General features: G+C 62.4%; 29 protein-coding genes. 23 read left to right on the top strand and 6 right to left on the bottom strand.

The genetic code is table 11. The annotated features are described in order from the left end of the window. Positions 1-31 precede the first annotated feature (31 nt). The 5 genes from AC1DWQ_RS22160 (at position 32) to AC1DWQ_RS22140 (ending at position 4612) form a co-directional block, all read left to right on the top strand. Positions 32-1024, top strand: coding sequence for a hypothetical protein (locus tag AC1DWQ_RS22160; protein ID WP_477671570.1), 993 nt, complete (start codon positions 32-34; stop codon positions 1022-1024). 103 nt (positions 1025-1127) lie between these two features. Further along, complete coding sequence (locus AC1DWQ_RS22155; protein WP_477671569.1) at positions 1128-2252, top strand: sterol desaturase family protein; 1125 nt, start codon at positions 1128-1130, stop codon at positions 2250-2252. Positions 2253-2322: 70 nt separating this feature from the next. Continuing rightward, positions 2323-3573, top strand: a complete 1251-nt coding sequence (locus AC1DWQ_RS22150) for a BaiN/RdsA family NAD(P)/FAD-dependent oxidoreductase (protein WP_477671568.1) — start codon at positions 2323-2325, stop codon at positions 3571-3573. A 263-nt stretch (positions 3574-3836) separates the two neighbouring features. Beyond that, positions 3837-4049, top strand: a complete 213-nt coding sequence (rpsU, locus tag AC1DWQ_RS22145; RefSeq protein ID WP_007872347.1) for a 30S ribosomal protein S21 — start codon at positions 3837-3839, stop codon at positions 4047-4049. A 113-nt stretch (positions 4050-4162) separates the two neighbouring features. Beyond that, on the top strand, positions 4163-4612 hold the full coding sequence (locus tag AC1DWQ_RS22140) for a GatB/YqeY domain-containing protein (protein WP_477666378.1): 450 nt from the start codon (positions 4163-4165) through the stop codon (positions 4610-4612). A 215-nt stretch (positions 4613-4827) separates the two neighbouring features. On the opposite strand, the gene pmbA is transcribed toward AC1DWQ_RS22140, so the two are convergent. Further along, a complete protein-coding gene (gene pmbA, locus AC1DWQ_RS22135) occupies positions 4828-6264 on the bottom strand; it encodes a metalloprotease PmbA (protein WP_477671567.1) in 1437 nt (478 codons plus the stop codon). A 25-nt stretch (positions 6265-6289) separates the two neighbouring features. Here pmbA and yjgA point away from each other — a divergent pair, with 25 nt between their 5' ends. The 3 genes from yjgA to AC1DWQ_RS22120 all read left to right on the top strand — a co-directional run bounded on the left by yjgA (position 6290) and on the right by AC1DWQ_RS22120 (position 7902). Beyond that, positions 6290-6898 carry a ribosome biogenesis factor YjgA gene (gene yjgA / locus AC1DWQ_RS22130; RefSeq protein WP_477671566.1) on the top strand — a complete coding sequence of 203 codons (609 nt, stop codon included), beginning with the start codon at positions 6290-6292 and terminating at the stop codon, positions 6896-6898. Beyond that, entirely contained in the window at positions 6895-7488 is a 594-nt protein-coding gene (gene mog / locus AC1DWQ_RS22125; RefSeq protein ID WP_477671565.1) for a molybdopterin adenylyltransferase, read from the top strand. The genes yjgA and mog overlap by 4 nt, the downstream gene beginning before the upstream one ends. Before the next feature lie 75 nt (positions 7489-7563). Continuing rightward, entirely contained in the window at positions 7564-7902 is a 339-nt protein-coding gene (locus tag AC1DWQ_RS22120; RefSeq protein WP_477648091.1) for a DUF4870 domain-containing protein, read from the top strand. A gap of 81 nt (positions 7903-7983) precedes the next feature. Here the strand turns inward: AC1DWQ_RS22120 and cysE are convergent, their stop codons facing one another. The 3 genes from cysE to AC1DWQ_RS22105 are packed head-to-tail and all read right to left on the bottom strand — an operon-like array spanning position 7984 to position 10457. Next, the gene (cysE, locus tag AC1DWQ_RS22115) at positions 7984-8757 is read right to left on the bottom strand and encodes a serine O-acetyltransferase (protein WP_457279099.1); all 774 of its coding nucleotides are present in this window, start codon (positions 8755-8757) and stop codon (positions 7984-7986) included. Between the two features lie 9 nt (positions 8758-8766). Further along, positions 8767-9582, bottom strand: coding sequence for an RNA methyltransferase (locus AC1DWQ_RS22110; RefSeq protein ID WP_477671564.1), 816 nt, complete (start codon positions 9580-9582; stop codon positions 8767-8769). Positions 9583-9596: 14 nt separating this feature from the next. Continuing rightward, positions 9597-10457, bottom strand: a complete 861-nt coding sequence (locus AC1DWQ_RS22105; RefSeq protein WP_477671563.1) for a LysR family transcriptional regulator — start codon at positions 10455-10457, stop codon at positions 9597-9599. Between the two features lie 104 nt (positions 10458-10561). On the opposite strand from AC1DWQ_RS22105, the gene AC1DWQ_RS22100 reads away from it, so the two are divergent. The 15 genes from AC1DWQ_RS22100 (at position 10562) to AC1DWQ_RS22030 (ending at position 24341) form a co-directional block, all read left to right on the top strand. Further along, positions 10562-10849 (top strand): DUF1330 domain-containing protein, encoded by a 288-nt coding sequence (locus tag AC1DWQ_RS22100; protein WP_477671562.1) that lies wholly within the window; start codon positions 10562-10564, stop codon positions 10847-10849. Positions 10850-10990: 141 nt separating this feature from the next. Next, complete coding sequence (locus tag AC1DWQ_RS22095) at positions 10991-11962, top strand: inositol monophosphatase family protein (protein WP_477671561.1); 972 nt, start codon at positions 10991-10993, stop codon at positions 11960-11962. Positions 11963-12106: 144 nt separating this feature from the next. Next, complete coding sequence (locus AC1DWQ_RS22090; RefSeq protein ID WP_457279104.1) at positions 12107-12403, top strand: phosphopantetheine-binding protein; 297 nt, start codon at positions 12107-12109, stop codon at positions 12401-12403. After that, entirely contained in the window at positions 12400-13071 is a 672-nt protein-coding gene (locus AC1DWQ_RS22085) for a COG4648 family protein (RefSeq protein WP_477671560.1), read from the top strand. Before AC1DWQ_RS22090 ends, AC1DWQ_RS22085 begins: the two co-directional genes overlap by 4 nt. Continuing rightward, positions 13068-14732, top strand: a complete 1665-nt coding sequence (locus AC1DWQ_RS22080) for an AMP-binding protein (RefSeq protein WP_477671559.1) — start codon at positions 13068-13070, stop codon at positions 14730-14732. The genes AC1DWQ_RS22085 and AC1DWQ_RS22080 overlap by 4 nt, the downstream gene beginning before the upstream one ends. Then, positions 14729-15697 carry an LpxL/LpxP family acyltransferase gene (locus AC1DWQ_RS22075; protein WP_477671558.1) on the top strand — a complete coding sequence of 323 codons (969 nt, stop codon included), beginning with the start codon at positions 14729-14731 and terminating at the stop codon, positions 15695-15697. The genes AC1DWQ_RS22080 and AC1DWQ_RS22075 overlap by 4 nt, the downstream gene beginning before the upstream one ends. A 4-nt stretch (positions 15698-15701) precedes the next feature. After that, positions 15702-16346: a LolA-related protein gene (locus AC1DWQ_RS22070; RefSeq protein WP_477671557.1), complete on the top strand. Its 645-nt coding sequence runs from the start codon at positions 15702-15704 to the stop codon at positions 16344-16346. Beyond that, positions 16346-18688 carry an MMPL family transporter gene (locus AC1DWQ_RS22065; protein WP_477671556.1) on the top strand — a complete coding sequence of 781 codons (2343 nt, stop codon included), beginning with the start codon at positions 16346-16348 and terminating at the stop codon, positions 18686-18688. Before AC1DWQ_RS22070 ends, AC1DWQ_RS22065 begins: the two co-directional genes overlap by 1 nt. Continuing rightward, positions 18681-19484, top strand: a complete 804-nt coding sequence (locus AC1DWQ_RS22060; protein WP_477671555.1) for a polysaccharide deacetylase family protein — start codon at positions 18681-18683, stop codon at positions 19482-19484. Before AC1DWQ_RS22065 ends, AC1DWQ_RS22060 begins: the two co-directional genes overlap by 8 nt. 86 nt (positions 19485-19570) lie before the next feature. After that, positions 19571-20155 carry a phosphatase PAP2 family protein gene (locus tag AC1DWQ_RS22055; protein WP_477671554.1) on the top strand — a complete coding sequence of 195 codons (585 nt, stop codon included), beginning with the start codon at positions 19571-19573 and terminating at the stop codon, positions 20153-20155. Between the two features lie 82 nt (positions 20156-20237). Then, positions 20238-21431, top strand: coding sequence for a beta-ketoacyl-[acyl-carrier-protein] synthase family protein (locus AC1DWQ_RS22050; RefSeq protein ID WP_477671627.1), 1194 nt, complete (start codon positions 20238-20240; stop codon positions 21429-21431). 9 nt (positions 21432-21440) lie between these two features. Then, the gene (locus AC1DWQ_RS22045; protein WP_477671553.1) at positions 21441-22271 is read left to right on the top strand and encodes a beta-ketoacyl synthase chain length factor; all 831 of its coding nucleotides are present in this window, start codon (positions 21441-21443) and stop codon (positions 22269-22271) included. Positions 22272-22285: 14 nt separating this feature from the next. Continuing rightward, positions 22286-22792 carry an ApeP family dehydratase gene (locus AC1DWQ_RS22040; RefSeq protein WP_477671626.1) on the top strand — a complete coding sequence of 169 codons (507 nt, stop codon included), beginning with the start codon at positions 22286-22288 and terminating at the stop codon, positions 22790-22792. After that, entirely contained in the window at positions 22789-23523 is a 735-nt protein-coding gene (gene fabG / locus AC1DWQ_RS22035; protein ID WP_477671552.1) for a 3-oxoacyl-ACP reductase FabG, read from the top strand. The genes AC1DWQ_RS22040 and fabG overlap by 4 nt, the downstream gene beginning before the upstream one ends. An 11-nt stretch (positions 23524-23534) precedes the next feature. After that, entirely contained in the window at positions 23535-24341 is an 807-nt protein-coding gene (locus AC1DWQ_RS22030; protein WP_477671551.1) for a class I SAM-dependent methyltransferase, read from the top strand. Here the strand turns inward: AC1DWQ_RS22030 and AC1DWQ_RS22025 are convergent. Both AC1DWQ_RS22025 and AC1DWQ_RS22020 read right to left on the bottom strand, forming a co-directional pair. After that, positions 24329-25105 (bottom strand): glycosyltransferase family 2 protein, encoded by a 777-nt coding sequence (locus tag AC1DWQ_RS22025; protein ID WP_457279115.1) that lies wholly within the window; start codon positions 25103-25105, stop codon positions 24329-24331. The two genes, AC1DWQ_RS22030 and AC1DWQ_RS22025, sit on opposite strands and share 13 nt — an antisense overlap. A 37-nt stretch (positions 25106-25142) precedes the next feature. Next, positions 25143-25997: a lysophospholipid acyltransferase family protein gene (locus tag AC1DWQ_RS22020; protein WP_477671550.1), complete on the bottom strand. Its 855-nt coding sequence runs from the start codon at positions 25995-25997 to the stop codon at positions 25143-25145. Positions 25998-26295 lie beyond the last annotated feature (298 nt).

The following is a 26295-nucleotide window of genomic DNA, read 5'->3' as shown; positions in this document are numbered from 1 at the left end:
CTAAGCTCCCGGTCTTTCGACTGGAGCATTCATGTCCCTCCGTTTTCTGGCCGTCGCGCTGCTGGCGCTCAGCATGGCCTCTGCGCAAGCGCAAAGTTTTTCATTCGGCCTGTGGGGTGATATGCCCTACCAAAAAGCCGGCGACGATCCCAAGATTCCCGCGCTACTCAAAAGCATCAACCAGTCGGACATCGCCTTCTCGATTTACGACGGCGACATCAAGGACGGCAGCTCCAAGTGCACCGACGACATCTATGCGGCAGCGCTCACCATGTTCGGCGAGCTGAACAAGCCCGTCATCTACGTACCCGGCGACAACGAATGGACGGACTGCCACCGCCTGAACAACGGCGGCTATGACACCCTGGAACGCCTGACCCACCTGCGCAAAACCATGTTCCCGACCACCCGCAGTCTGGGCAAGCGCACCCTGCCGCTGGTTCACCAGGCCCCCCTGGGCGAGAAGTTTGTGGAGAACACGCGCTTTGCGCATCGCGGCATCATTTTTGCCACGCTCAATGTGCCGGGCAGCAACAACAACAAAATACTGGACGAAAAGGACTGCACGCAAAAAAGCGCGCGCACCGCCGCGCAGTGCGAAGCCTCCAACACCGAATACCTGGAGCGCGACGCGGCCAACGTGCGCTGGCTGCAGGAAGCCTTCGCCCAGGCCAAGGCCAGCAAGGCGCGCGGCCTGGTGCTGGTGATCCAGGCCGACCCCGGCTTTGACCTGCCGGAAACCGAAGACAGGGACGAGAGCCAGGCGCCGGGCGTCAGCGGATACCGCAACTTCATCAGCAGCGTCATCGCCGAAACAGAGCAGTTCTCCGGCCAGGTGTTGCTGGTGCACGGCGACACGCACTTCTTCAAGGTCGACAAGCCCCTCTACAGCCCCAGCAAGCTGCTGGCCAACCTCACCCGCCTGCAAACTTTCGGCAGCCCGCTGATCCACTGGGTGCGCATCACCGTGGAGCCGAAGAACCCCAACGTGTTCACGATCCAGCCGGTCATCGTCAAGCAATAAGCTCCGGCCCCCAGAGGCCGTGCAGGCGGGGCAAGCGCTGCACGGCGCTCTCATCCCACAGCTACACTCCCGACATCAAAACAACAGCAGAGGGAACGGCGCGATGCTTGAAAAACTCAATGAATTGACGGAAAGCCACGGCGAGCTGCGCCGCGGCAAGGGCCTCATGAGCGGAGTGGTCGCCCTCAGCCTGGGTGTGCTGTGCTTCCTGGGTGTGCTGGCCTTTCACTTCCCCGAATACCTCACCACACCGGAACTGCGCAAGAGCTACAACGTCGACGTGATCCGCATCGTGATGTTCACCTCGCTGGTGATTGCCGGCGGCATCTCGCTGGTCAACATCATCTTCAACCGCTCGCGCTGGCTGGCCGGTGCCGCCTTTTTGCTGGTGGTGGCCACCGCGCTGCTGGGTGGGCACAAGGTGCCGGTGAACGACTTCGCCGACAACACGCCTTACATCGGCCTGGACTGGTTCATCCTTGACCTGCTGGGCTCCTCGCTGATCTTCATCTTCATTGAAAAGCTGTTTGCGCTGCGCAAAGAGCAGCCGGTGTTTCGCGCCGAATGGCAAACCGACTTTCACCACTTCATCGTCAACCACATGATCGTGGGCTTTGTGTTGCTGGCAACCAACTTGCTGGTGCACAAGTTCTTCGGCTGGGCTGCCAACGACGGCATACGCGGCTGGGTGCAGGGCCTGCCCTTCTGGGGTGGCGTGTTGCTGATCGTTCTGGTGGCCGACCTGGTGCAGTACTGGACCCACCGCGCCTACCACGAGGTGCCGATTCTGTGGCGCCTGCACGCCGTGCACCACAGCGCCAAAAGCATGGACTGGCTCGCCGGCTCGCGCCAGCACATCCTGGAGCTCTTGATCACCCGCACGCTCATCCTGGCACCCATCTACGTGCTGGGCTTTTCCAAGGAAGTGATCGACGCCTACATCGTGATCGTCGGTTTCCAGGCGGTCTTTAACCATGCCAACGTGAGCGTGCGCTTGGGCCCGCTGCGCTACGTCATCGTCACACCCAACTTCCACCACTGGCACCACAGCCAGGACCAGGAAGCACTGGACCGCAATTACTCGGCGCACTACGCTTTCATCGACTATCTCTTCGGCACGGCCGTTAAAAGCACCAGGCTCTGGCCGGAGCGCTACGGCGTGCTGGGCGACTACGTGCCGAACGGCTTTTTGAAGCAGCTGAAGTTTCCGTTTACCTGGAAGGGCTGAAGTTTCTCATCATGATTTGCTATGGTTTTTATAGCTGCTTGCGCTCATCCATATTGGCCCAGAGGCTGATTTGACACATCAATTCGATGTGATCGTGATCGGCGCGGGTGCAGCCGGCCTGTTCTGCGCTGCCCAGGCCGGGCAGCGGGGCCTGAAGGTGCTGCTGGTCGACCATAGTGAGAAGGTGGCCGAGAAGATCCGCATCTCGGGCGGCGGCCGCTGCAACTTCACCAACCGCGACGCCACGCCCGCCAACTTCCTGAGCGAGAACCCGCACTTCTGCCGTTCGGCCCTGTCGCGCTACACCCCGCAGGATTTCATCGAGTTGCTGCAGCGTCACAACATTCCGTTTCACGAGAAGCACAAGGGCCAGCTGTTTTGCGATCGTTCGGCCGAAGACGTCATCAACATGCTGCTGGCCGAGTGCGACGCCGGGCATGTCACGCGCTGGCAACCCTGCACCATAAAAAGCATCAAATACGGCTCCAGCCCTTATGGAAATGGCGCAAGCAGCTATCAAATTGAGAGCGATCGCGGGCCGGTCGAAGCGCCGCAAGTGGTCATCGCCACCGGCGGCCTGTCGATCCCGAAGATTGGTGCCACCGATTTCGGCTACCGCATCGCCAAACAATTCGGCCTGCGGCTGGTGGAGCCGCGCGCCGCGCTGGTGCCGCTGACCTTCGACGGCGAAGGCTGGGCACCCTATGCCCAGCTGGCCGGCCTGGCGCTGCCGGTGCTGATTGAAACCAGCCCGGCGGATGCGACGCCCAAACAACGCAAAAAGGCTGTCGTGTTTTCGGAAGACCTGTTGTTCACCCACCGCGGCCTGAGCGGTCCGGCAGTCCTGCAAATCTCCAGCTTCTGGCGCGAAGGCCAGCCCATCCGCATCAACCTGGCACCCGGCGTGGACCTTCCGGCCCTGCTGCTGCGCGCCAAGGCCACCTCCAAAAAACTGATCGCCAACGAACTCGCCACCCTGGTGCCCAGCCGCCTGGCCGACGCATGGGTCAGCCGGGACCCTGCCCTGCAGCGCCCCATCAGCGAAGCCACCGACAAGGCCTTGCTGGCCCTTGCGCAACGCCTGGCCGACTGGGAACTCACCCCCAACGGCTCCGAAGGCTACAAAAAGGCCGAAGTCACCGTTGGCGGCGTAGACACCCGCGATTTATCCTCCCAGACCCTGGAATCGAAGCAGCCAGGCCTCTATTTCATCGGAGAAGTCGTCGACGTCACCGGCTGGCTGGGCGGTTACAACTTTCAGTGGGCCTGGGCCAGCGCCTACGCCTGCGCGCAGGCCTTGGCCGCAAGAGCGGCCGACTGAGCCAAACAAAATCCCCAATTTCCAACGGAAACACCGGAAAATAAAGGGCCCCAGCGAAGCGAGGGCCCGGACCCCTCCCCTACCAGCATGAGCCGTGGAACCGGCTTTGCCGGGCCACAGGCGGGCGGCCCCCTCGGGGGGCAGGGAGTTACACGAAGTGAACGACCGTGGGGGTGCTATAATCTCAGGCTTTGCTAGCAAACCCGCGCCTGGCCTGATCCTGATCAGATCAATTAAGGCGCACCTTTTGGATCAACTGAACAATGACCACCATCCGTGTAAAAGACAATGAGCCCTTCGACGTGGCTCTGCGCCGTTTCAAGCGCACCATTGAAAAACTCGGCCTGCTGACCGACCTGCGCGCCCGCGAGTTTTACGAAAAGCCAACGGCAGAGCGCAAGCGCAAGAAGGCAGCCGCCGTCAAGCGCAACTACAAGCGTATCCGCTCGATGCAATTGCCGAAAAAGCTGTACTAATCTTTAGTACCGCCTCACGGCAACAAAAAGCCCGCACGAGGACGCTCTGCGGGCTTTTGTGTTTTTGGCGCTACGCCACCCTTCATCCTATTTTGCCTTCCAGGAGCCTCCGAATGTCAGCACTCAAAGACCAGATCACCGAAGACATGAAGACCGCCATGCGCGCCAAGGACAGCGAGCGCCTGGGCACCATCCGCCTGCTGCTGGCCGCCCTCAAGCAAAAAGAGGTGGATGAACGCGTGGTGCTGGACGACGCAGCCGTGGTCGCCATCGTCGACAAGCTGATCAAGCAGCGCAAGGACTCGCTCGAAGCTTTCCAGAAGGCCGAGCGCAAGGACCTGGCCGACAAGGAAGCAGCCGAGCTGGTCGTGCTGCAGGCCTACCTGCCAGCGCGCCTGAGCGCCGACGAAGTCGCCGCCGCTGTGAAAGCCATCGTCGCCGAACTGGGCGCCACCGGCCCCGGCGATATGGGCAAGGTCATGGGTGCCGTTAAGGCCAAGCTCGCCGGCAAGGCCGACATGGGCCAGGTGTCTGCCGCAGTGAAGGCAGCGCTAGCCGGCTGAATACAGAGGTGGGCGGCTACATGTACCCGCCTTAAGCCAGTTCAAGCCGCGGAACCGGCTTTGCCGGGCCGCAGGCGCAGCGGCCCCCGAGGGGCTGGAGCCTGCGGCTCCAAAGCTGCTTGAGCAGCTTTGGACAGGCGACAGAGGCGAAGCGTCTCGCGAGCCGCGGCCTGCAAGGCCTCGGGAGCTACACGAAGTGAGCGACCGTGGGGGCTTCAGCTCCCCGCGACCTTCATCCGGTTGACGAGAATCGAGCCCACCGTTTTGGCACCGTAGTTGTAGGCATCCGCGCCCACGGCGTCGATGCCCATGAGCATGTCCTTGAGGTTGCCGGCAATCGTGATTTCTTCGACCGGAAAGGCGATGCGGCCATTCTCGACCCAGAAGCCCGAAGCCCCGCGCGAGTAGTCGCCCGTCACGTAGTTCACGCCCTGCCCCATCAGCTCGGTCACAAAAAGGCCGCGGCCCAGCTTGCGCAGCATGGCGTCCAGGTCGTCGCCCTTGCGGGTGTTGCGGCTGGTCATGATCAGGTTGTGCGAGCCGCCGGCGTTGCCGGTGGTGCGCATGCCCAGCTTGCGGGCTGAGTAGGTGCTCAGAAAATAACCTTCGACGCGGCCAGCCTCCACCACCTGGCGTGCCCTGGTCTTGACGCCCTCTTCGTCAAAGGGTGCGCTGCCTTTGCCTTTGCGCAGGTGCGGGTCTTCGGCGATGTCGATGTGTTTGGGGAAGGCAAGCTTGCCCAGGCTGTCGGCCAGGAAGGTGCTTTTGCGGTAGAGCGCGCCGCCGCTCACGGCCTGCACAAAGCCGCCCAGCAGGCCCGCTGCCAGCGGCGACTCGAACAGCACCGGGCATTGCGTGGTCGGGATCTTGCGGCTCTTGAGCCGTGCCAGTGCACGCTCAGCGGCATAGCGGCCTACCGCTTCGGGAGCCGCCAATTCACCGGCGTCGCGCATGGAGCTGTACCAGGCATCGCGCTGCATCTGGTCGCCCCTGCCCGCAATCGGCGCCACCGAGATGCTGTGGCGCGAACTGGCGTAACCGCCGCGAAAGCCCTTGGTATGCGCACTGAAAAAATGGCTTTGCTGCGCCGATACACCGGCGCCTTCGCTGTTGGTGATCAGGCGGCTGGTGCTCAGGGCCGCGGCTTCGCACTGCAGGGCGAGCTGGGCGGCTTCTTCCGAATTGATGGACCAGGGGTGAAAAAGGTCGAGCGCCGGATGCACGCGCGCAATGTCGCGGTCATCGGGCAGGCCGGAGGTCTCGTCTTCCGCCGTGAACCGCGCAATATCGTAGGCTGCTTTCACAGTCTGCTCGATCGCTGCTTTGGAGAAGTCGCTGGTGGCGGCATTGCCGCGTTTTTTTCCGATGTAGACGGTGATGCCCAACGACTTGTCGCGGTTGCGTTCGACGTTTTCAAGCTCGCCCTTGCGCACGCTGACTGAGAGCCCGCAGCCTTCGGAGGCTTCCGCGGCGGCATCGGTGGCCCCCAGTTTTTTGGCATGGCCAAGGGCGCTGTCGACGAGTTCCTCGAAAAAATCACGGTGGTAGCTGAAACCGGATTCGGGCTGGCCTGACTGGCTCTTGGGGCCCGGGACGGGGCGGGAAGCACTGCGTGTTGCGCCGCTGGCGCGAGAAGAAGCTTTTTGGGTCATATGGGTAGCTATGATACTGACTGCTATGAACAACAAGACTCCCAAGGCCATCAAGGGCTACTGGTCCAACGGCCGCTTCGTCAAACCCGAGGAAATCGCGCTTGAAGAAGTCGGCCCGCCCAGCAAAACCCAGCTCAAGGCCGAGGCCGACGAAAAACAGGCGCTCGGTGAAGCGCTGCTGACCCTGCGCGCCGATTTGATGGCGCGTCTGGACCTGCCCGACAAGCTGCGCGACGCAATTGCCGACGCAAAAAAGATCACGAACTTCGAGGGCAGACGCCGCCAGATGCAGTTCATCGGCAAGCTGATGCGCCCGCTGGACCCTGACCCCATCCGCGAAGCCATCAACGAGCAGCTCAACGGATCGGCCGACCTGACGCTGGCCCTGCACCTGGCCGAGCAATGGCGCGACAAGCTGATCGCCGATGACGCCGCGCTGGGTGCCTGGCTCGAAGAACACCCCGGCACCGACTCCCAGCAACTGCGCGCGCTGATCCGCCAGGCCCGCAAGGACGCCAAGCCCGAAAAACCCGGCGAAGCGCCGCGGCACGGCAAGTCCTACCGCGAGATTTTCCAGCTGGTCAGGCAAGGCATGGCACGAGGTCCTGAAGATGGCGAGGAGCCTGAAGCGTGAGCGCCTCCTTTGACGCGGTAAAGATCGGCATTGTCTCGGTCAGCGACCGTGCATCCGCCGGCGTCTATGTCGACAAGGGCCTGCCGGCACTCAAGGACTGGCTCACCCGCGCCCTGCGCAACCCCATCACCTTTGAAGAGCGCCTGATCCCCGACGAGCAGGCGGGTATCAGCGCCGCATTGATTGAGTTGGTCGACACCGGCTGCTCGCTCGTGCTGACGACCGGCGGCACTGGCCCCGCGCTGCGCGACGTGACGCCTGAAGCCACGCTGGCTGTTGCCCACAAGGAAATGCCGGGTTTTGGCGAGCAGATGCGGCAGATCAGCCTGAAGTTTGTCCCGACGGCCATCCTGTCGCGCCAGTGCGCCGTCATACGCGACAAATGCCTGATCATGAACCTGCCGGGCCAGCCCAAATCGATTGCGGAAACCCTGGAAGGTCTGAAAAACGCCGACGGTTCCCAGGCTGTGGCGGGCATCTTCGCCGCCGTGCCTTATTGCATCGACCTGATCGGCGGCCCTTACCTGGAAACCGATGAAGCGGTGTGCCAGGCGTTCAGGCCCAAAAGCGCCATACGCCCGCCGCGCTGAAACCTTGCCGCTCGCCAGTTTGGGCCTGGCCCCTTTCTCACGTAGTATTCGGGCTTTACAACACGAGGAGCTGAGATGGACGACCTGATTGAAACGCCGAGCAAGGAATCGAAAAACACCGCCGTGCTGATCTGGATCGGAACCCTGTTTCTGGGTTTCATTCCTGGTCTGATCGTTTACCTGGTGAAAAAGGACGACGCCTATATCCTGGACCAGTCCAAGGAAGCGCTCAACTGGTCGATCACCGCGACCATCGGCTATGTGGCGGCAATGATCCTGACCTTTGTGCTGATCGGCTTTCTGGTGTTCGCGGCGCTGGGCATCTGCCACCTGGTGTTCTGTGTCATGGGCGCACTGGGCGCCTCCAACGGCAAGGCCTTCCGCGTGCCGTTCGCGCTTCGCCTGATCAACTGAAGCCTAACGGCGAAAACAAAAAAGGAAGGGCTCGCCCTTCCTTTTTTTTGCCCGTCTTATTCGCCTGCCTGTCTCACTGCCTTATTTACCGACCAGCTGATTGAGCTTGTCGGCTTCAAAGGTTTCCGTAAGCGCGGCGTCCTGCGGCACGCAATCCTTGCTCATGGCCGTCTGCGGTCCGGAGAGTTTCTCAATCGCTTGCCACAGCAGGGCGATCTGGTGCTCCTGGCCGGCGGCGCTGTCGATCAGCCCGCGCATGGCTTGGGACAGCGGGTCATCCTCTTGCGTGATGCCATAAGCCGAAAACTGGGTAATGGTGACGTCGGCGCTTTCCCCGGTCTTGGAGGGAATGATGCGCGCCGGGATGCCCACCGCCGTGGCGCCTGCCGGAACCGGCTTGATCACCACTGCGTTGCTGCCAATCTTGGCGCCGTCACCCACCAGGAAACCGCCAAGCACCTTGGCCCCCGCACTCACCACCACATCGCGGCCCAGGGTTGGGTGGCGTTTGGTGCCCTTGTACAGCGAGGTACCGCCCAGCGTCACACCCTGGTAAATCGTGCAACCGTCGCCGATTTCAGCGGTTTCGCCGATGACGACTCCCATGGCATGGTCGAAAAACACGCGTTCACCAATTTTGGCGCCAGGGTGTATTTCAATGCCTGTTACCCAGCGCGAAAAATGCGAAATGAAACGGCCCAGCCACTTGAAACCGTGGTTCCAGCACCAGTGCGCCCGGCGGTGCAGCACCTGCGCATGCACGCCGGGGTAGCAGGTCAGTGCTTCCCAGGCCGTACGCGCGGCAGGGTCGCGGTCAAGAATGCACTGGATGTCGGAGCGAAGTCGGGAAAACATAGGCGAAGTCTACTGAGGCTGTGAACTGCTTGCTGGGACCACGCTTTTGCCCCTGGCTTCGGAGGCCTTCTGCAGCATGGCTTTGGCCACACCGCGCAGGATGTGGATTTCCTCGGGGCTGAGCTGGGCACGGTTGAACAGCTGGTTCAGGCGCGGCATCAGTTTTTTGGGCGAGGCCGGATCCAGGAAGCCGATGCCGGTCAAGGCCTCCTCCCAGTGCCTGAGCATGCCCGCCACTGCGGCCGCGTCGGCCAGCGTCGGCTCCGCCGTGGCGGGCTGCACGCTGAAACCGCCCAGCGCCTGGCGCCAGTCATAGGCAATCAGCTGCACCGCCGCGCCCAGATTGAGCGAGCCGAACTTCGGGTCGGTCGGAATGCTCAACGCCACATGGCAGCGGTAAACGTCCTCGTTCTGCATGCCGAAGCGCTCGGAACCAAACAAAAACGCAACGGAATCTGTCTTCTGGGCAATAGGGACGTGCGCGAGCAGCTCCTCTTTTGATAGCAGACCTGCCAGGCCCAGCAGCTGTGCAAAGTGCTGGCGCGGCGCCTGCGTGGGCGGGCCGAAGTCGCGTGGCGTCATGGCGGTGGCGCACAGGTGCGCCATGCCGTCCACGGCCTCGTCCAGCGTGGCCACAATGCGGGCGTTTTTGAGAACGTCGAGCGCCCCGCTGGCCCGCTGGATGGTTTCTTCACGGTTGAGCACATTGGCCCAGCGCGGCGCCACCAGCACCAGGTCGTCAAAGCCCATGGTTTTCATGGCACGGGCCGTGGCCCCCACATTGCCCGCATGGCTGGTATTGATCAGGATGAATCGCGTGTGCATGGAGCTGGATTGTCCTATGCCGGCGGCTTCAGGACGCGGAGCAATGCATCCACCTTTGGCGACTTCGCCCCTTTGCGCCAGATCAGGTCAGTCTGGGCGCAGTCGCTGCCCGGCGGCAATGCGTGGATACTGAGCCGGCCACGCTCCGGAAAGGTTGCCAGCACGCTGCGCGGCACCAGCGAAATGCCCATGCCCACCACCACGCAGCCCAGCATGGCATGGTAGGACGTGATTTCAATCGTCTGCACCGGCATGCTGTTTTTCAGCAAGTACCAGGCTTCCAGCCGTGCGCGATGCGGGCAGCCCTTTTCAAAAGCCACCATGGCACGCGGAGGCTCGCTGTTTGCCTGCGTCACAGGCGGATGCGCGGCGCTCGCAACAATCACCAGTTCCTCGGTGTAAATCGCCTCCCGTTCAAAGGGACCCTCCGCAATAGCCCCAGTGACCAGCGCCGCGTCCATCTCCCCCGCCAGCACGGCTGCGGCCAGTTGCTGCGGGTTGCCGGTTTTTAGCGCGAGCCTGATTTCCGGATAGAGACGCACAAAATCGCTCAGAGGGGCCGGCAACCGCACAGCCGAAGTGCTTTCCATGGCACCGAGCACAAAAACGCCGCGCGGCTGCCCTCCCTGCACAGCATCGCGTGCTTCTTCAGCCAGGCTGATCAGGCGCCCGGCATAGTCCAGCAAGATCTGCCCAGCTGGCGACAGGTGCAGCCGCTTGCCCTCACGGATAAAAAGCGGCACGCCGAGCTTTTCTTCCAGTTGGCGGATACGCGTCGTGATGTTGGACTGCACGCGGTGCAGGCGCTCGGCAGCACGTGTCACCCCGCCCGCCTCCACCACGGCACGAAAAATAACCAGGTCGCTCAGCTCCATGATCTCTTGAAAAGATATTAATTATCTTTATTATTCATTTTTCAGAATGAATTGTCACGCGTATCGTCCAGCCTTCATCACTTCACACCACCCAAGGAACAAGAATGGCAAAGGCTTACTGGATCGTGCGCGTCTCGGTGCGCAACATTGAGGAATATCCTCGTTACCTCACGGCGGCGCGGCCGGCCTTCGAGAAGTTCGGGGCGCGCTTTCTGGTGCGCGGCGGCGCGTACGAATGCATGGAGGGCAGCTCGCGCGAGCGCAACGTCGTCGTGGAGTTTGCCGACATGGCGACCGCCAGGGCCTGTTATGCCAGCCCTGAATACCAGGCGGCCCGGGCGATACGCCAGCAACACGCTGACTCGGATTTCCTGATCGCGGAAGGCGCCTAGAACAGGTTTCTGGACGATTGGGACGCGATATCGACCTTGGGAAGGGGCTGGGAAAGGACGGTTCGCGTTTATGGGAAAATACCGGCATTGCCCGCCGCCCGCATCGCCGGCGCCGGTTCGTTCCGCTCTTCCCTACAAGTTATGTCCAGCAATCTCCACCCCATGCTCAACGTGGCCATCAAGGCTGCGCGCGCTGCAGGCGCCATCATCAACCGTGCGGCGCTTGACGTCGAATCGGTTCGCATATCGGTCAAGCAGACCAACGACTTTGTCACCGAGGTCGACCAAGCTGCTGAAGCTGCGATCATCGAAACGCTGCTGACGGCCTACCCCGGCCACGGCATCCTGGCCGAAGAATCCGGCAGCGAGCATGGCGCCAAAGACTCCGACTTCGTCTGGATCATCGACCCGCTGGACGGCACCACCAATTTCATCCACGGCTTTCCCGTCTATTGCGTCAGCATCGCGCTGGCCGTCAAGGGCAAGGTCGAGCAGGCCGTGGTGTATGACCCCACCCGCAACGACATTTTTTGCGCCACCAAAGGCCGCGGCGCCTACATGAACGACCGCCGCATCCGTGTAGCCAAGCGCACCCGGCTGCAGGAATGCCTGATCTCGACCGGTTTCCCCTACCGCCCCGGTGACAAGCTCAAAAGCTATCTCAACATGCTCGGTGAAGTCATGAGCCAGTGCGCCGGCGTGCGCCGCCCGGGCGCTGCGGCGCTGGACCTGGCCTACGTGGCAGCTGGCTTCAGCGACGGCTTTTTTGAAACCGGCCTCAAGCCCTGGGACGTGGCGGCCGGCTCGCTGCTGGTTACCGAGGCCGGCGGCCTGATCGGCAACTTTACCGGCGAGGCTGACTTCATTGACCACGGCGAATGTGTGGCCGGCAATCCGCGCATTTACGGGCAGATGGTGGCCACTTTGGGTAAATACAGCAAATTTGCTGGCGCCGGCGACAAAGCCACGGTACGGCAGGCCCTGCAGGAAGACACTATGAGCACCGAGACCGCCGACGCCACCGCCCAGCCCGCAGACAAACCAAAGCTGACCGCCAAAAAGATCAAGTCCTCCGCGGTACGTGCCAACACCACACCGGACGCACCCTTCTAGCACCAGCCGTTGTAGGCAAAGGCCGCGATGAAGGCTTGAGCCGTATAGCCTCAGCTAAAATTTCCGCACTGCGCAGGGAGTCGCATGCACGCAGCGGCCCCGACCGAACTGTTTTCGCACCTGGTAATAACTAGTAATAAAACTATGCCTGAATCCACCGTAAAAACCTCTTCCACATCGGCTGATGCAGCCTTGCTGCGCGAGGTCGCGGAACTGGTGGTGAGCGCCCTCAACCTTGAGGTGAGCGCCGACGATGTACAACCCGACGAACCGCTCTACGGCGACGGCTTGGGGCTGGATTCCATCGACATCCTGGAAATTGCGCTGGTTGTCTCCAAACACTATGGCCTGCAGCTCAGGGCGGACCACGAAGACAACCACGCCATCTTTCATTCGCTGCGAAGCCTGGGCGACCATATTGCCGCCTGGCGAACCCAGTGACAGCTGTGCTGGCGACACGGTTTACCCAAGCCTGTCGCTGGGGCGGCATCGCGGCTTTGGGAATCGGCTACGCTGTGCTTTCCCATCTGGCCGCGGCATCGACGGCGCCGGGCTTGCTTGAGGCGCTGGTCGCCGTGCTTCCGCTGCTGGTGCTGGCCGTTGTCCTGGCCTGGCGTTCACCGCAGCGCCCTGTCATGCTGGCCCTTTGTGGTGTAGCCTGCCTCGGGTTTTATCTGTTCAGGGAATGGCTGATCACCCATTACAACTGGGTTTTCCTGCTTCAGCATGCGGGCACATATGCCCTGCTGTGCGGAACTTTCGGCCGGACACTCGTGCGCGGCCGCACACCGATGATTGCGCAATTTGCCCGCATCGTGCATGGCGAGCTTTCGCCTGCGCTTGTTTCTTACACGCGGTCGGCCACCTTGGCGTGGGCCTTGTATTTCGGAATCATTGCGGGCTTTTCATTGCTGCTGTTCTGGTTGGCGCCCATTACTGTGTGGTCCACTTTTGCCAATCTTCTGGGCATTCCCCTGCTCGCACTGATGTTTGCAGCGGAATATGCCGTTCGCTGCTACGCATTGCCGGCAGCAGATCGTGCCGGTCCGCTGGAGGCCATTCGCGCCTACCGGCAGGCTTCCGCAGAAAGCCGCGCGCGCCGGCCATGACGACGTTTCCGCTGATCTCGCACACCCGGGCTGAAGACGTTGTGGCTTGCAGCCATGGCCAGGCCGTTACCGTTGAACATTTTCTGACCGATGTCAGGCAGCTTGCGGCGGCCCTGCCCTCAGGCAAGCATGTTCTCAATGTCTGCGCAGACCGCTACCGGTTTGCCGTGGGTATGGCGGCCGCCCTGCTGGCAGACAAGGTCAGCCTGCTGCCACCCACGCTGACGCCGGAAATGGTGAAACAGGTCCGCAGCTTTGCACCAGACGTGTTTTGCCTCGCGGACCAGCCACAGTCCCTGGCCCTGCCGTTACTGAGCTGGACGGATGCGATGACGCCACGTCCGCCAGGCGCCGCAACTGGCATGCAGTGCGATATTCCGCAAATTCCCGCATCGCGCATTGCCACCATCATGTTCACCTCCGGCTCGACCGGCACGCCGGTGGCGCACCGGAAAAGCTGGGGCGGGCTGGTTCGCAGCGCGCGGGCTGAAGCCGACCGGCTCGGCTTGCTGGATGGCCGCAAGCACAGCATCGTGGCGACAGTGCCTCCGCAGCACATGTTCGGCTTCGAGTCCACCGTGTTGCTGCCGCTGCAAAGTGGCGCCATTCTGGTGGCTGCCCATCCGTTTTATCCGGCCGATATCTGCGCCGCACTGGCGCAAGCGGAGCGCCCCCGCATGCTGGTGACCACGCCCGTGCATTTGAAAGCGCTGCTGGCTTCAGGCCTGGACATTCCGCAGGTTGACCTCGTGCTGTCCGCCACGGCACCCCTGCCACCCCAGCTGGCATTGGCCACCGAAGCCCGGCTGCAGGTTCCTCTGCTGGAAATCTACGGCTCCACCGAAACGGGACAAATCGCCACGCGACGCATGACCGAGGCCCTGGCGTGGACACTCTTTCCGGACGTCACGCTGAGCATCAGGCAAGGCCAGACCTGGGCCTCAGGCGGCCATGTCGACCAACCCACCCCGCTGGCCGATGAACTGGAGTCGGTGTCGGACACACAATTTCTTTTGCACGGCCGGACTGCCGACCTGATCAATATCGCGGGCAAGCGAAGCTCGCTGGGCTACCTGAACCATCAGCTCCACGCCATACCGGGCGTGATGGACGGCGCCTTCTTCATGCCGGACGAGGGTTCCGGCGACACCGTGGTACGGTTGATGGCTTTCGTTGTGGCGCCGGGCCTGACGGCGCCGGCCCTTTTGGCGGCACTGAGGGAGCGGATTGACGCCATCTTCATCCCGCGGCCCCTCGTGCTGCTCGACAGCCTGCCACGCAACAGCACCGGGAAATTGCCGCGCGATACGCTGGTTACCCTGGCGCGCGACCATCTTCAAAAGAAATCTCCCGTTCCGGGCGAAACCCGGTTTTCCATCGCCCCTGACCATCCGGCGCTTGCCGGGCATTTCCCCGGTACACCCATTGTTCCCGGTGTGGTGTTGCTCGACGCCGCCATACACGCGGTACAACACGCACGTACCGGCCATGCCCCGGAGGTCTGCCAGATCAGCTCGGCGAAATTCCTCAGCACGGTGGGGCCCGGTGAGACGCTGACCATCTCCTGCAGCACCGCCGCCTCCGGCAGCACGCGCTTTGACATTTCCAGCGGCGACCGAAAAGTTGCCACCGGAACCTTGCTGCTATCGCCGCAGCCATGAACACGCCACGCGGAGCCAATGCGACATCCGGCGCCGAATGGCAGCAGCTCCCGGAACGCAGCAACGGCTTCATGCTGCGTGTCATGACCTGGATCTCGCTGAACCTGGGCCGTAGCGCCAGCCGCATCGTCCTTTACGGGATTGCAGCCTATTTCCTTATTTTCGCGCCGGCGGCGCGCCGGACGTCGCGAAACTACTTGCGGCGCGTGTTCGACCTGCCGTCGCCCGCTGCGGTCGGCTGGCGTCATCTGTTCCGGCATTTCCTGAGTTTTGCTTCTGCCATTCACGACCGTGTTTACCTGCTGAATGACCGCTTCGAGCTGTTTGATATCCGGGTGCACAACCAGCAACTGATCGACAAGGTGGTGGCTGACGGAAGAGGCGTGTTCCTCATCGGCGCCCATCTGGGCAGTTTTGAAGTTCTGCGGGCCATCGGGCGCCAGCAACCGGGCCTGCGCATTGCCATGGTGATGTACGAGGAAAACGCGCGGAAAATCAACGCGGCGATGGGCGCCATCAATCCCAAAGCGCAGCTGGACGTCGTGGCATTGGGACATATCGATTCCATGATCAGGGTGCACGAACTGCTGGATGAGGGTGCCGTCGTCGGCATGCTGGGTGATCGGTCACTGGGCAAGGACGACACCTATTCCATCGAGTTCCTCGGAGACGCCGCCGAGCTGCCGCTGGGTCCTTTTCGCATGGCCGCCATCCTGAAACGCCCCGTGTTGTTCATGACGGGGCTGTACCGCGGCGGCAATCGTTATGACATTCATTTCGAACCTCTGGCGGATTTCTCGACGCTACCTTCGCGCGGCCGCACAGCGGCGGTGCAATCCGCCATGACGCGCTATGCTGCACTGATGGCGCAATACTGCCGCAGCGCGCCTTACAACTGGTTCAATTTTTTTGATTTCTGGCGACCTGCGCCGCGGCAGTCCGGCCAGCCCGAACAAAACACCTGAGCATATGACACACCTTATTCAGCAAACATCCACCCCCGCCTCATCGCACATCACGCAACAGCCGTCACGGCCCGTCTTCGCGCTGGCCGCAGTTGTGGTGGGTCTGGTGTTGGCCGCATTGAGCCCGGCAGCGCTGGCCGCCTGGGACCTTCAGCAACTGATGGATTCGCTGGCGCAAACCAAGTCGGGCCGCGCCACCTTCGTCGAAAAAAAGAGCATTGCGTTGCTCGACAAACCGGTGGAATCGTCCGGGGAACTGCTCTATACCGCGCCAGACCGGCTGGAAAAGCGGACGCTCAAACCGAAGCCTGAATCCATGGTGGTGAACGGCGGAGAACTGGTGATTGAACGCGGGAAGCAAAAATACCAGTTACGGCTCCAGGCGTACCCCGAGCTGGCCGCATTCATTGACAGCATTCGCGGCACCCTGGCGGGCGACCGCAGCGCCCTAGAGCGCAACTACCGGCTCAGCCTCGAAGGCACGGCCGAACGCTGGACCCTGCAATTGCAGCCCGTCGATCCCAAAATGCAGGCGGTGATCCAACGCATCCGCATTACGGGTGTGCGTGACCAGTTGCGCAACATCGACATCGCCCAAGCCGATGGCGACAGCTCCACCATGACCATCGAGCAAGTGGCCACCCCGTGATGAACGGCGCACGCGGCCGCATGGCAGCCATTGCGGTATGGCTGGCATTCCTGATCGGTTGCGGCATTGTCATCAGCCGCACACAGTTCACGACCGACCTGTCGGCGTTTTTGCCGCGTACTCCCACACCCGAGCAACAACTGCTGATGGACCAGCTGACCGAGGGCCTGGCCTCGCGCCTTGTCCTGGTAGGCATAGAAGGCTCCGACGCCCCTCAACGTGCAGCGCTTTCCAAAAAAATGGCGCAGCAGCTGCGCACCGATTCCGCTTTTGCCAGCGTGGCGAATGGCGAACCCGTCAATAGCGAGCGGGACCGCAATTTCCTGCTCAACCATCGCTATCTGCTGAGCCCTTCAGTGACGCCGGAACGATTCAGCGCGGATGGGTTGCACACGGCCCTCACTGACAGCATCGAATTGCTCGCTTCGCCCGCAGGACTGATGGTCAAGGCCCTGCTGCCCCGCGACCCTACCGGCGAAATGGTGCAGTTGCTGGGCCAGCTCAACGGCGGAAGCCAGCCGCAACAGGCCCATGGCGCCTGGACTTCCCGTGACGGCAAGCGGGCACTGATGCTGCTGCAGACCCACGCAGCAGGCTCTGACACCGATGCCCAGCAACGTGCCATGGCCGCGATTCGCCAGGCCTTCGATGCGGCGGGCGGTTCCTCAGCTGGTGCCAGCTTCGTCATGACAGGCCCTGGCGTATTTTCGGTCACGTCCCGCGAAACCATTCAAAGCCAGGTGAGCCACCTCTCGCTGATCAGCGTGGTGCTGATCGCGACGCTGTTACTGCTGGTTTACCGTTCTGTCAGCGCCCTTTTGCTCGGATTTTTGCCCGTGCTGAGCGGCGCGCTGGCGGGGATTGCCGCAGTCAGCCTGGGTTTTGGGTCGGTGCACGGCATCACGCTGGGCTTCGGCACAGCGCTGATCGGCGAAGCTGTGGACTACTCCATCTATCTTTTTGTGCAGTCCGAAGATGCAGGCGCCGACCAGGCGCATTGGGTCAAGCGCTTCTGGCCGACCGTCCGGCTCGGCGTTCTGACCTCCATAGCCGGCTTTGCCTCTCTCTTGTTTTCGGGCTTTCCGGGCCTGGCGCAACTCGGCCTGTATTCGATTGCCGGCCTGGTCGTGGCCGCCGCCGTGACCCGCTATGTACTGCCGCATCTGCTACCGCGCCATTTCCGCATCCATGATGTGTCGGCCATCGGGCGGGCGCTGGAGGGGCTGGTGCAACATGCGGCCTTGTTGCGATGGCCTGCCGCGGCCCTGCTGATAGCCGCCTGTGCCGTCCTTGCGGGAAATCACGCCAGCCTGTTCAACGACAAGATTTCCTCGCTCAGCCCGGTCTCGCAAGCCGATGTGGCGCTGGATGAAAGCCTGCGTGCCGATATGGGAGCGCCTGACGTGCGCTATGTGGTGGTGGTTTCCGGCGCCAGCCAGGAGTCGGTACTCCAGACCGCCGAACAGGTTTCAACCCTGCTCCAGGCACAGGTCGAGCGCGGTGAAATTGCCGGGTTTGAGAGCCCCAGCCGCTACCTCCCCAGCGTGGCCACGCAACGCGCCCGCCAGGCCAGCCTGCCCGCTGCTGAGGTGTTGCAGGCCCGCATGACCCAGGCCACGCAAGGGCTGCCAGTGCGCCCGGGGGTGTTTTCACCTTTCCTGGCAGAGGTCGCTGCCGCCCGCAGCCAGCCCTTGCTGCAGCCAGCCGACCTTGAAAAAACCTCGATGGCCATGGCCCTGGCCGCGCTGCTCATTGGTAAAGACGGCCGCTGGAGCGCCCTGCTACCTTTGACTGCGTCCCAGGGACGAAACATCGACGCCGACAACATTCGCGCCGCGCTGGCCACCAAGCCCTTGCCTGGCGTACTTTTTGTCGACATGAAAACCGAGTCTGACCGTTTGTATTCCAGCTACCTGCACGAAGCCATCGTGCTGTCGCTGGGCGGGCTGGCTGTCCTCGTGGCCCTGCTGCTGGTGGTTTTCCGGTCCCCGTCCCGGGTGCTGCGGATCATTGCGCCGCTGGCGGCCGCTGTCGTCACAGTCACGGCCGGGCTGGCCCTGCTGGGCCAGCAACTGATCATCCTGCACCTGGTGGGCCTGTTGCTGGTCGTGGCCGTGGGCTCCAACTACGCGCTGTTTTTTGACCGGCCCGAGCCCCATGCCCCGATAGCGCCCAGAACCCTGGCGTCCATGCTGCTGGCCAATCTGACCACCGTCGCAGGGTTTGGCCTGCTCGCTTTTTCCAAGGTGTCCATCCTGCAAGCCATGGGCGTTACCGTTGCCCCGGGCGTCATCCTGGCGCTGGTTTATGCCGCAATTTTTGCCAGGAAGCCCCATGCCTGACCTCCGGTGGAAGCCCAGCATCCTGGTACGTGCAAGCATCACGCTGCACGCGGCGGCACTTGCGGCCATCCTTGTTGATTCCGGCTGGTGGCGCTGGGCGCTTGCCGCCGTGGTCCTCAACCATCTGTTGCTCACCGTCGTGGGTATGTGGCCCCGCAGCCAGTGGCTGGGCCCCAACTGGACCCGCCTGCCCCAGGCCTCCGTCGCCAGGCGGGAAATCGCCCTGACCATCGATGACGGCCCCGACCCCGCCGTGACACCCGAAGTCCTGGATCTGCTCGACCGGTATGCGGCCCGCGCGACCTTTTTTTGCGTCGGTGACAAAGCCGCCCGCCATCCCGAGTTGTGCCGCGAGCTTGTGCGGCGCGGACATGCCGTTGAAAACCACAGCCAGCACCACCGCCACTACTTTGCCCTGACGGGCCCGCGCAGCATGTTTCGCGAGTTGCAGGCAGCGCAAAACACACTGAGCGGCCTGACGGGCCGGCGGCCCCTTTTCTTTCGCGCTCCCGCCGGCCTGCGCAACCCCTTTCTTGACCCGGTACTGGCCCGGCTCGGCCTGAAGCTCACCAGCTGGTCCGTGCGCGGCTTTGACACCCGCGTCACCAATGCCGAGCAAGTAAAACGCAAACTGACGGCCGGGCTGCAAGCCGGCGCCATCTTGCTGTTGCATGACGGCAATGCAGCACGCACACCGCAAGGTGTTCCGGTCATCCTGGATGTCCTGCCCGCCCTGCTGGAGTCCATTGCGGCCGCCGACCTGCACACGGTGACCCTGCAGCAGGCCCTCGCATGAATCCTACGCAGAAAACCCGGCAGAGTCCGTGGTCACAAATAGGGCGGGTTATCTTTCAGCACATCTATCTGAAAGCCATTGGCACGATGCTTTTCATCGGCGTGTTTTTCGGCGCCTACTTTTACCTGCTCAAGCACCCGGCCTTTCCGATCGCGGTGATGCCCCTCACCTGGCCCGACCACCTCATCGGTTTTGAACCGCTGGCCTTGCCGGTTTACCTCTCGCTATGGGTTTATGTCTCGCTGCCGCCCATCTTCTTTGGCGACCGGCGCGAACTCTTGCGCTATGGCGGCGCCATTGCGCTGACCTGCCTGGCGGGCCTGCTGGTGTTTTATTTCTGGCCCACGGCCGCACCCGCTCCAGACATTGACTGGCCGAAATATCCGCAGATGCTTTTCCTGAAAAACATGGATGCGGCAGGCAACGCCTGCCCTTCGCTTCATGTGGCAACAGCCGTTTTTTCGGGCATCTGGCTGCACCATCTGCTGCGCCGATTCTCCGTCCCCGCATGGGTGCTGGCGGTGAACGCGCTCTGGTGTTTCGGCATTGCCTATTCCACGCTGGCCACAAGGCAGCACGTCGCGGTGGACGTCGCCGGAGGCCTGCTCCTGGGGGGAGTGGCAGCCTGGTTATCCCTGCATCTTCACAAACAGCGCACCGCAGGCAAGTAACAGCTGGTGTCCGGCATCGCAACGGCGCCGGATTTGCCACGTGATTTGCTAAAGTGTCTTTTTCTTCAGATTGGTTTTTTCTCTGTATCCACTTTGGCTTTCCCACTTCACCGCAACCAGCAGTATGGGTCGCGGTCTTGCACAAACTCTCGACGCGTTGCGCACGCGGCGGGGCGGGCTCGCCCCATGCACTTTTGACACGGTCGACCTGCCGACCTTTGCAGGCGAGGTCACGGGCACGGACAGCGTGCAGCTTCCTGCGCAATGGGCCCGCTTCGACTGCCGCAACAACCGGCTCGCCCTGCTGGGGCTTCAGCAGGACGGCTTTACTGAAGCGGTGGCAGCCGCCGGCAAAAAATACGGCGCGCACCGCGTGGGGGTCTTCATCGGCACCAGTACATCGGGCATTTTGCAAACCGAACTGGCCTATCGCCGGCGCGACCCGGGGACCGGCGCCCTGCCCCCCGATTTCATTTACGGCACAACACACAACACATTTTCTGTCGCTGATTTCACGCGCCAGTACCTTGGGCTGACCGGCCCGGCCGCCGTTGTGTCGTCAGCCTGCTCATCCAGTGCCAAGGTGTTCGCTTCAGCGCGAAGGATGATGCGGGCGGGCCTGATCGATGCTGCCGTGGTCGGCGGGGTCGATTCGCTGTGTCTCACAACTTTGTATGGCTTTAACTCGCTGGGTCTGATTTCCCCCCAGGCTTGCAGGCCATTCGACGCCGCACGCAACGGCATCACCATTGGGGAAGCTGCCGCTTTCGCCCTGCTGGAACCCGCACCGGCACAACCCGCCCCAGATGATGTGCTGCTGCTGGGCGTCGGCGAATCCAGCGACGCCCACCATATGTCCTCCCCCCATCCCGACGGCCTGGGTGCACGGCTGGCAATGCAGCAGGCCCTGGACATGGCCGGCCTCACCACGGCCGGGATCGACTACATCAACCTGCACGGCACAGCCACACAAAGCAACGATGCCGCGGAAGCCAAGGCGGTGTCCGGGCTGTTCGGCCCAGGCACCCCCTGCAGCTCCACCAAGGGCGCCACCGGCCACACGCTCGGCGCTGCGGGCGGGCTTGAAGCCGTGATCTGCGCGCTCGCATTGCAGCACGGCCTGCTGCCCGGCGGCATCAACACCCACGAGCGCGACCCGGCCCTGGCCGTCAACTACCTCATGGACAACCAGGAGGCCGCCCCCCGGCATGTGCTCAGCAATTCCTTCGGCTTCGGCGGAACCAATTGCAGCCTGATTTTTGGCCGTGCCGGTTAAGGTCCCCACATGACACAAGCACAATCCCCATCCGCAACAGCGCTGACGGTTTTTGTCGAAGGTATCGGGCTGCTGGGCCCCGGACTGGCGAGGTGGGCGCAAGGGCGCGAATATCTCAAAGGCAGCACCGCTTATCAAGCCACGCGCTGCGTTCTTCCGCCACCCATGGCTTTGCCGCAGGCCGAACGCCGCCGGGCCGGCGCGGTGGTGAAGGTGTCGCTGGCAGTGAGCGAGGAAGCGGTTGCAGCTTCGGGCCTGCAAGCTGCCATGCTGGCATCCGTGTTTTCATCTTCCAGCGGCGACGCCGTCAATTGCCACGAAATTTGCAATGCTCTGGCCTCCAGCGACAGGCTGATCTCCCCGACGCGCTTTCACAATTCAGTGCACAACGCCGCCTCCGGCTACTGGAGCATTTCAAGCGGCTCGATGGTTTCGTCCTCGGTGCTTTGCGCGCGCGATGCAAGTTTTTCGGCAGGTCTGCTGGAGGCCATGGCCCAGGTAGCGGTGGACCAGATACCCGTGCTGCTGGTCGCTTATGACACCGATTACCCGGAGCCGCTGTACAGCACACGCCCCATTCCCGACACCTTCGGCCTGGGACTGGTGCTGACACCCCACCGCAGTGAACGCAGCCAGGCGCAGTGGACGCTGGAACCAGACAACTGCCTGACGGCCTTGCCTGCCGACCGGCTCGATGACGCCGCGCTCGAACAGCTGCGCACAGACATTCCTGCGGCACGCTGCCTGCCTCTGCTGCGCAGCATCGCGCGGCAGCAAAGCGGCCGGATCGTGCTGGACTACCTTGACGGCCGGCAACTGGCCCTGCAGGTGGCACCGTGATACTTGCAGGCCTGATGCCCACCAAGGCCTGCAGCGCGCCTTTGAGCCTTGGGCACGACGAGATCGCGCGCCGTATTCCCCATCAAGGCAGCATGTGCCTGCTTGAACGCGTCACGGCGTGGGACAACAGTCAAATTTCTTGCGAAGCCACGAGCCACCGCGCTGCCGGCAATCCCCTGCGTGCCTACGGAAGGCTGGGCGCCGCATGCGGGATTGAATACGCAGCGCAAGCCATGGCTGTGCACGGCGCACTGATCTCGGAAGCCGCGGCCGGCACCCAGAAAAATCACAAGGCAGACGACAACGCCACCCCCTTCGGCTACCTGGTCAGCGTTCGCGGGGTCACCTTGCACGTCGAAAGACTCGACGACATCAACCTCGCGCTCACCATCCATGCCGAGCGCACGAGCGGCGACGCCGGCAGTATTCTTTATGGGTTCACGGTCCACGCAGGCCCTGCACTGCTTCTGTCGGGCCGCGCCGTGGTGATGCTCGACGCGCCATCAAAGGGGACTGCATGAACGCCTCCGTACTCAAACGCGCGCTGGTCACCGGTGGCAGTGGCGCCATCGGCTCAGCCATTTGCCGGCAACTGGCTGCCGATGGATTTCACGTCATCGTGCATGCCAACCGCGGCCTCGATGCCGCATCAGCACTGGTGGCTTCCATCCAGGCGTCAGGCGGTCATGCGGAAGCTGTGGCGTTTGATGTCACTGATGCCGCCGCAACCGCCATTGCACTGGAAACCCTGCTGCTTCAGGGGCCGGTCCAGGTGGTCGTGAACAACGCCGGCATTCATGACGACGCGGTCTTTCCGGGCATGCAGCTGCGGCAGTGGCAACAGGTCATTGACGTATCGCTGAATGGCTTTTTTCATGTCACCCAGCCCTTGATGATGCCGATGATCCGTACGCGCTGGGGGCGTATCATCAATATCACGTCGGTCGCGGCAGTGGCAGGCAACCGCGGACAGGTGAATTATTCGGCGGCCAAAGGCGCATTGCATTCAGCCACCAAATCCCTTGCACTGGAGGTGGCCAGCCGCGGCATCACGGTTAATGCGGTCGCGCCGGGCATCATCGCGACACCGATGAGCCAGGACAGTTTTGATGCCACTGCCATCGCGCAGCTGGTACCCATGAAACGAGCCGGGCGACCTGAAGAAGTCGCCGACCTCGTGAGTTTTCTGACTTCAGAGCGCGCAGCTTACATCAGCGGCCAGGTTATTTCCATCAACGGCGGCATGATTTAAAAAGGCACTCCATGACCATTCCTGAAAACACTCCCACGGTGCATGCACCCCATGTCCCGCTGACCGAGTATTACCAGACAGAGCAGGACCGGCAAACCTATCTGCGCAGGATTTTTGACAGTACCGCGCCGGACTATGACCGCATCGAGGCAATCCTGGCCTGGGGCAGCGGTTCACGCTATCGACGCGACGCATTGATTCGCGGCGGCCTGAAAACCGGCATGAAAGTCCTCGACGTGGGCGTGGGAACCGGCCTGGTTGCCGCGCAAGCCTGCCTCTTGACCGGAGACCCCACACTGGTGACCGGCCTTGATCCCAGCCCCGGCATGATGGCCGCCAGCAAGCTGCCAAAAACCATGGTGCTGGTGGAAGGCCGGGCCGAGTCCCTTCCGTTTCCGGACAACCATTTCGATTTTTTAAGCATGGGTTATGCCCTGCGCCACATCAGCGACCTGGGTGTGGCATTTGCAGAATTTGAACGCGTGTTGAAGCCCGGTGGACGGCTCTGCGTGCTCGAAATCACCCAGGCAAAAAGCCGCTGGGGCCGCTGGTTGCTCAAGACCTACATGCGCGGCGTCATACCGCTGCTGACGCGCTTCGTTTCGCGGCAAAAGGAAACCGCGTCCATCTGGCGCTACTACTGGGACAGCATAGAAGCCTGCGTGCCGCCCGAACAGGTGCTGGCCACGTTGCGCGCGGCGGGTCTGGCGGATGTCAGGCAACACCTGGAAGCCGGCGTATTTTCAGAATACCAGGCAGTCAAATCGCAGCCCGGCTCCGCGGCCCCGGCCCTGGCCTCAACTCATCACGATCGCTGAAACAGGCGCCGGGCCAGCAACACTGGCAAGCGCAGCACAAACCCGATGAAAAGCCGGGAATGCATCCAGGTGAGCAAAAGGTTGTCGCGCAAGTAGTTGAAGTGCGACACCCCTCCCTCGTCGGGCCGAAAATACTTCACGGTGGCCGGCAGGTTGACCGGCTTCACCCCGCGCCAGCACATGCGCACCACGGCTTCCGGGTCAAAATCAAAGCGGCGCATCCAGCGTTGCCCGGCCATCACATCACGCAGCGGCGCGATCGGGTAAACACGAAAGCCGAACAGGGAATCCCCGATGCCGGCCCACAGGGTTTCCAGGTCGGCCCATCCATTGGACACCTTGCGTCCGTTGACACGCAGGCGTGGTGCATCCGCGGCGAATACCGGCACGCCGAGCACCATGACAGCGGGTTGGGCCAGCGACGCGACCATGAACTCCGGAATCAGGTGGGCGGGGTGCTGCCCATCGGAGTCCATGGTCAGCACATGCGTGAACCCCTGGGCCGCAGCCAGCTCAATGCCGTGCAGCACTGCGGCACCCTTGCCCACATTGCGCGGCAACACCACGACCCGCAAGCGCGCATCGTCTGCGGCCATTGCCAGCAGACGGTCGGTGCTGCCGTCAGTGCTGCCGTCGACGACCACCCAGACCGGCGCCCACTGCGCAAGTGCACTGCGGACTGTTTCGTCAACTTTGACACCGGGGTTGTAACTGGGAATCAGGACGAGGTGCGTCCTGGACATGTCGCGAAGGGAATCATTCATCGAGGGATCTAACTTGAACGGAAAACTGCGTGCACCTTCACGCCGGCGGCGCAGAAGCAGTCAGGGAGGACGCCCGGGTACGCCCCAGCTCGGCCTGGAAGTATTGTTCCAGCTCTGCGGTGAAGTGCGCCGTGTCGCTTACCGGTTCAAAGCATTTTCCGAGGCGAACACGGTAAGTGACCGGCATTTTCGGCGTCCATAGCAGGGACCAGCCCTTGCCCAGAAACCTCGAATCGGTTTCGATAAAAACGGTTTGCACCGGCACACCCGCGTATTTGGAAATCAGGCTCGTCGTTCCCTGCATGCGTCCTACAGGAAACCGCCGTGTGCGGGTGCCCTCCGGAAAAAGCAGCAAACTGCTGCCCTGGCGCAAGTCGGCGACGGCCAGCTGCACCATGGTGCGCAGCGGCGTATTGCGGATATAACCCACCAGTCGCGCGCCGGCCCCAAAAAAAACGCTGTTGACGATGTCCGCCTTCATGATGCAGGTGGCGTCCGGCAAACGCGACAGGATCATGATGGCGTCCAGCAGGGAAGGATGATTGGGCGCGATGATCACTGGAGGGCCTGCCTGCAGCGCATCCAGCGCCGTCAGGTCGAACCGACAGGCCCCCATCAACACCAGCAGGCGCAGATAAGAGCGGAAAGTGGCGGCCACGAGCCTGCGCCCCCAGCGTTTGCTTAATACCCTCGGCAACAAGGGCCGCATGACCACCGCCAGCAGCGAGACCGCCAGGCTGACGCCAACAAGTACCAGGTAACCCACGCAAAGACGGGCAGTTTCATGCACCGCCCTGCGGCCCTTATTGGCCAGGGACGGCTCGGCAAGCGCAGTGTCAGTCGGCTCCGCCCCGCTTACGCTGTTGAAAGGCGGGATACTCGGCTCGGTCATTGCTTGCCTTTCGGTTGAGGTCGTGGGCCCTGGCGCAGACCGTATCCGGTTTGCTTTTTGAATAGATGAATGCAAGCGAGTCTACCTCCCCAAAAATGCCGCTCTTTGGCAGATTTCCGGATTCCAGCGTAAGGTTTTATGCCGACTGAGGGGCCCACCGCAATCTTTCCCGGCAAAAGCCGGTGTTGGCGGTAAGTGACTGATAGTAAAGGACAATCAGGGGCCGGAAACATCGAAGAACGGCCCCTAAGATAGGCAATTGGCGAGATAAAAATGCGAACAGAAGGAAGCGCGCATG

It is taken from the genome of Polaromonas sp. P2_G11 (assembly GCF_056403595.1).
This window is presented reverse-complemented; position numbering and strand designations above follow the sequence as displayed.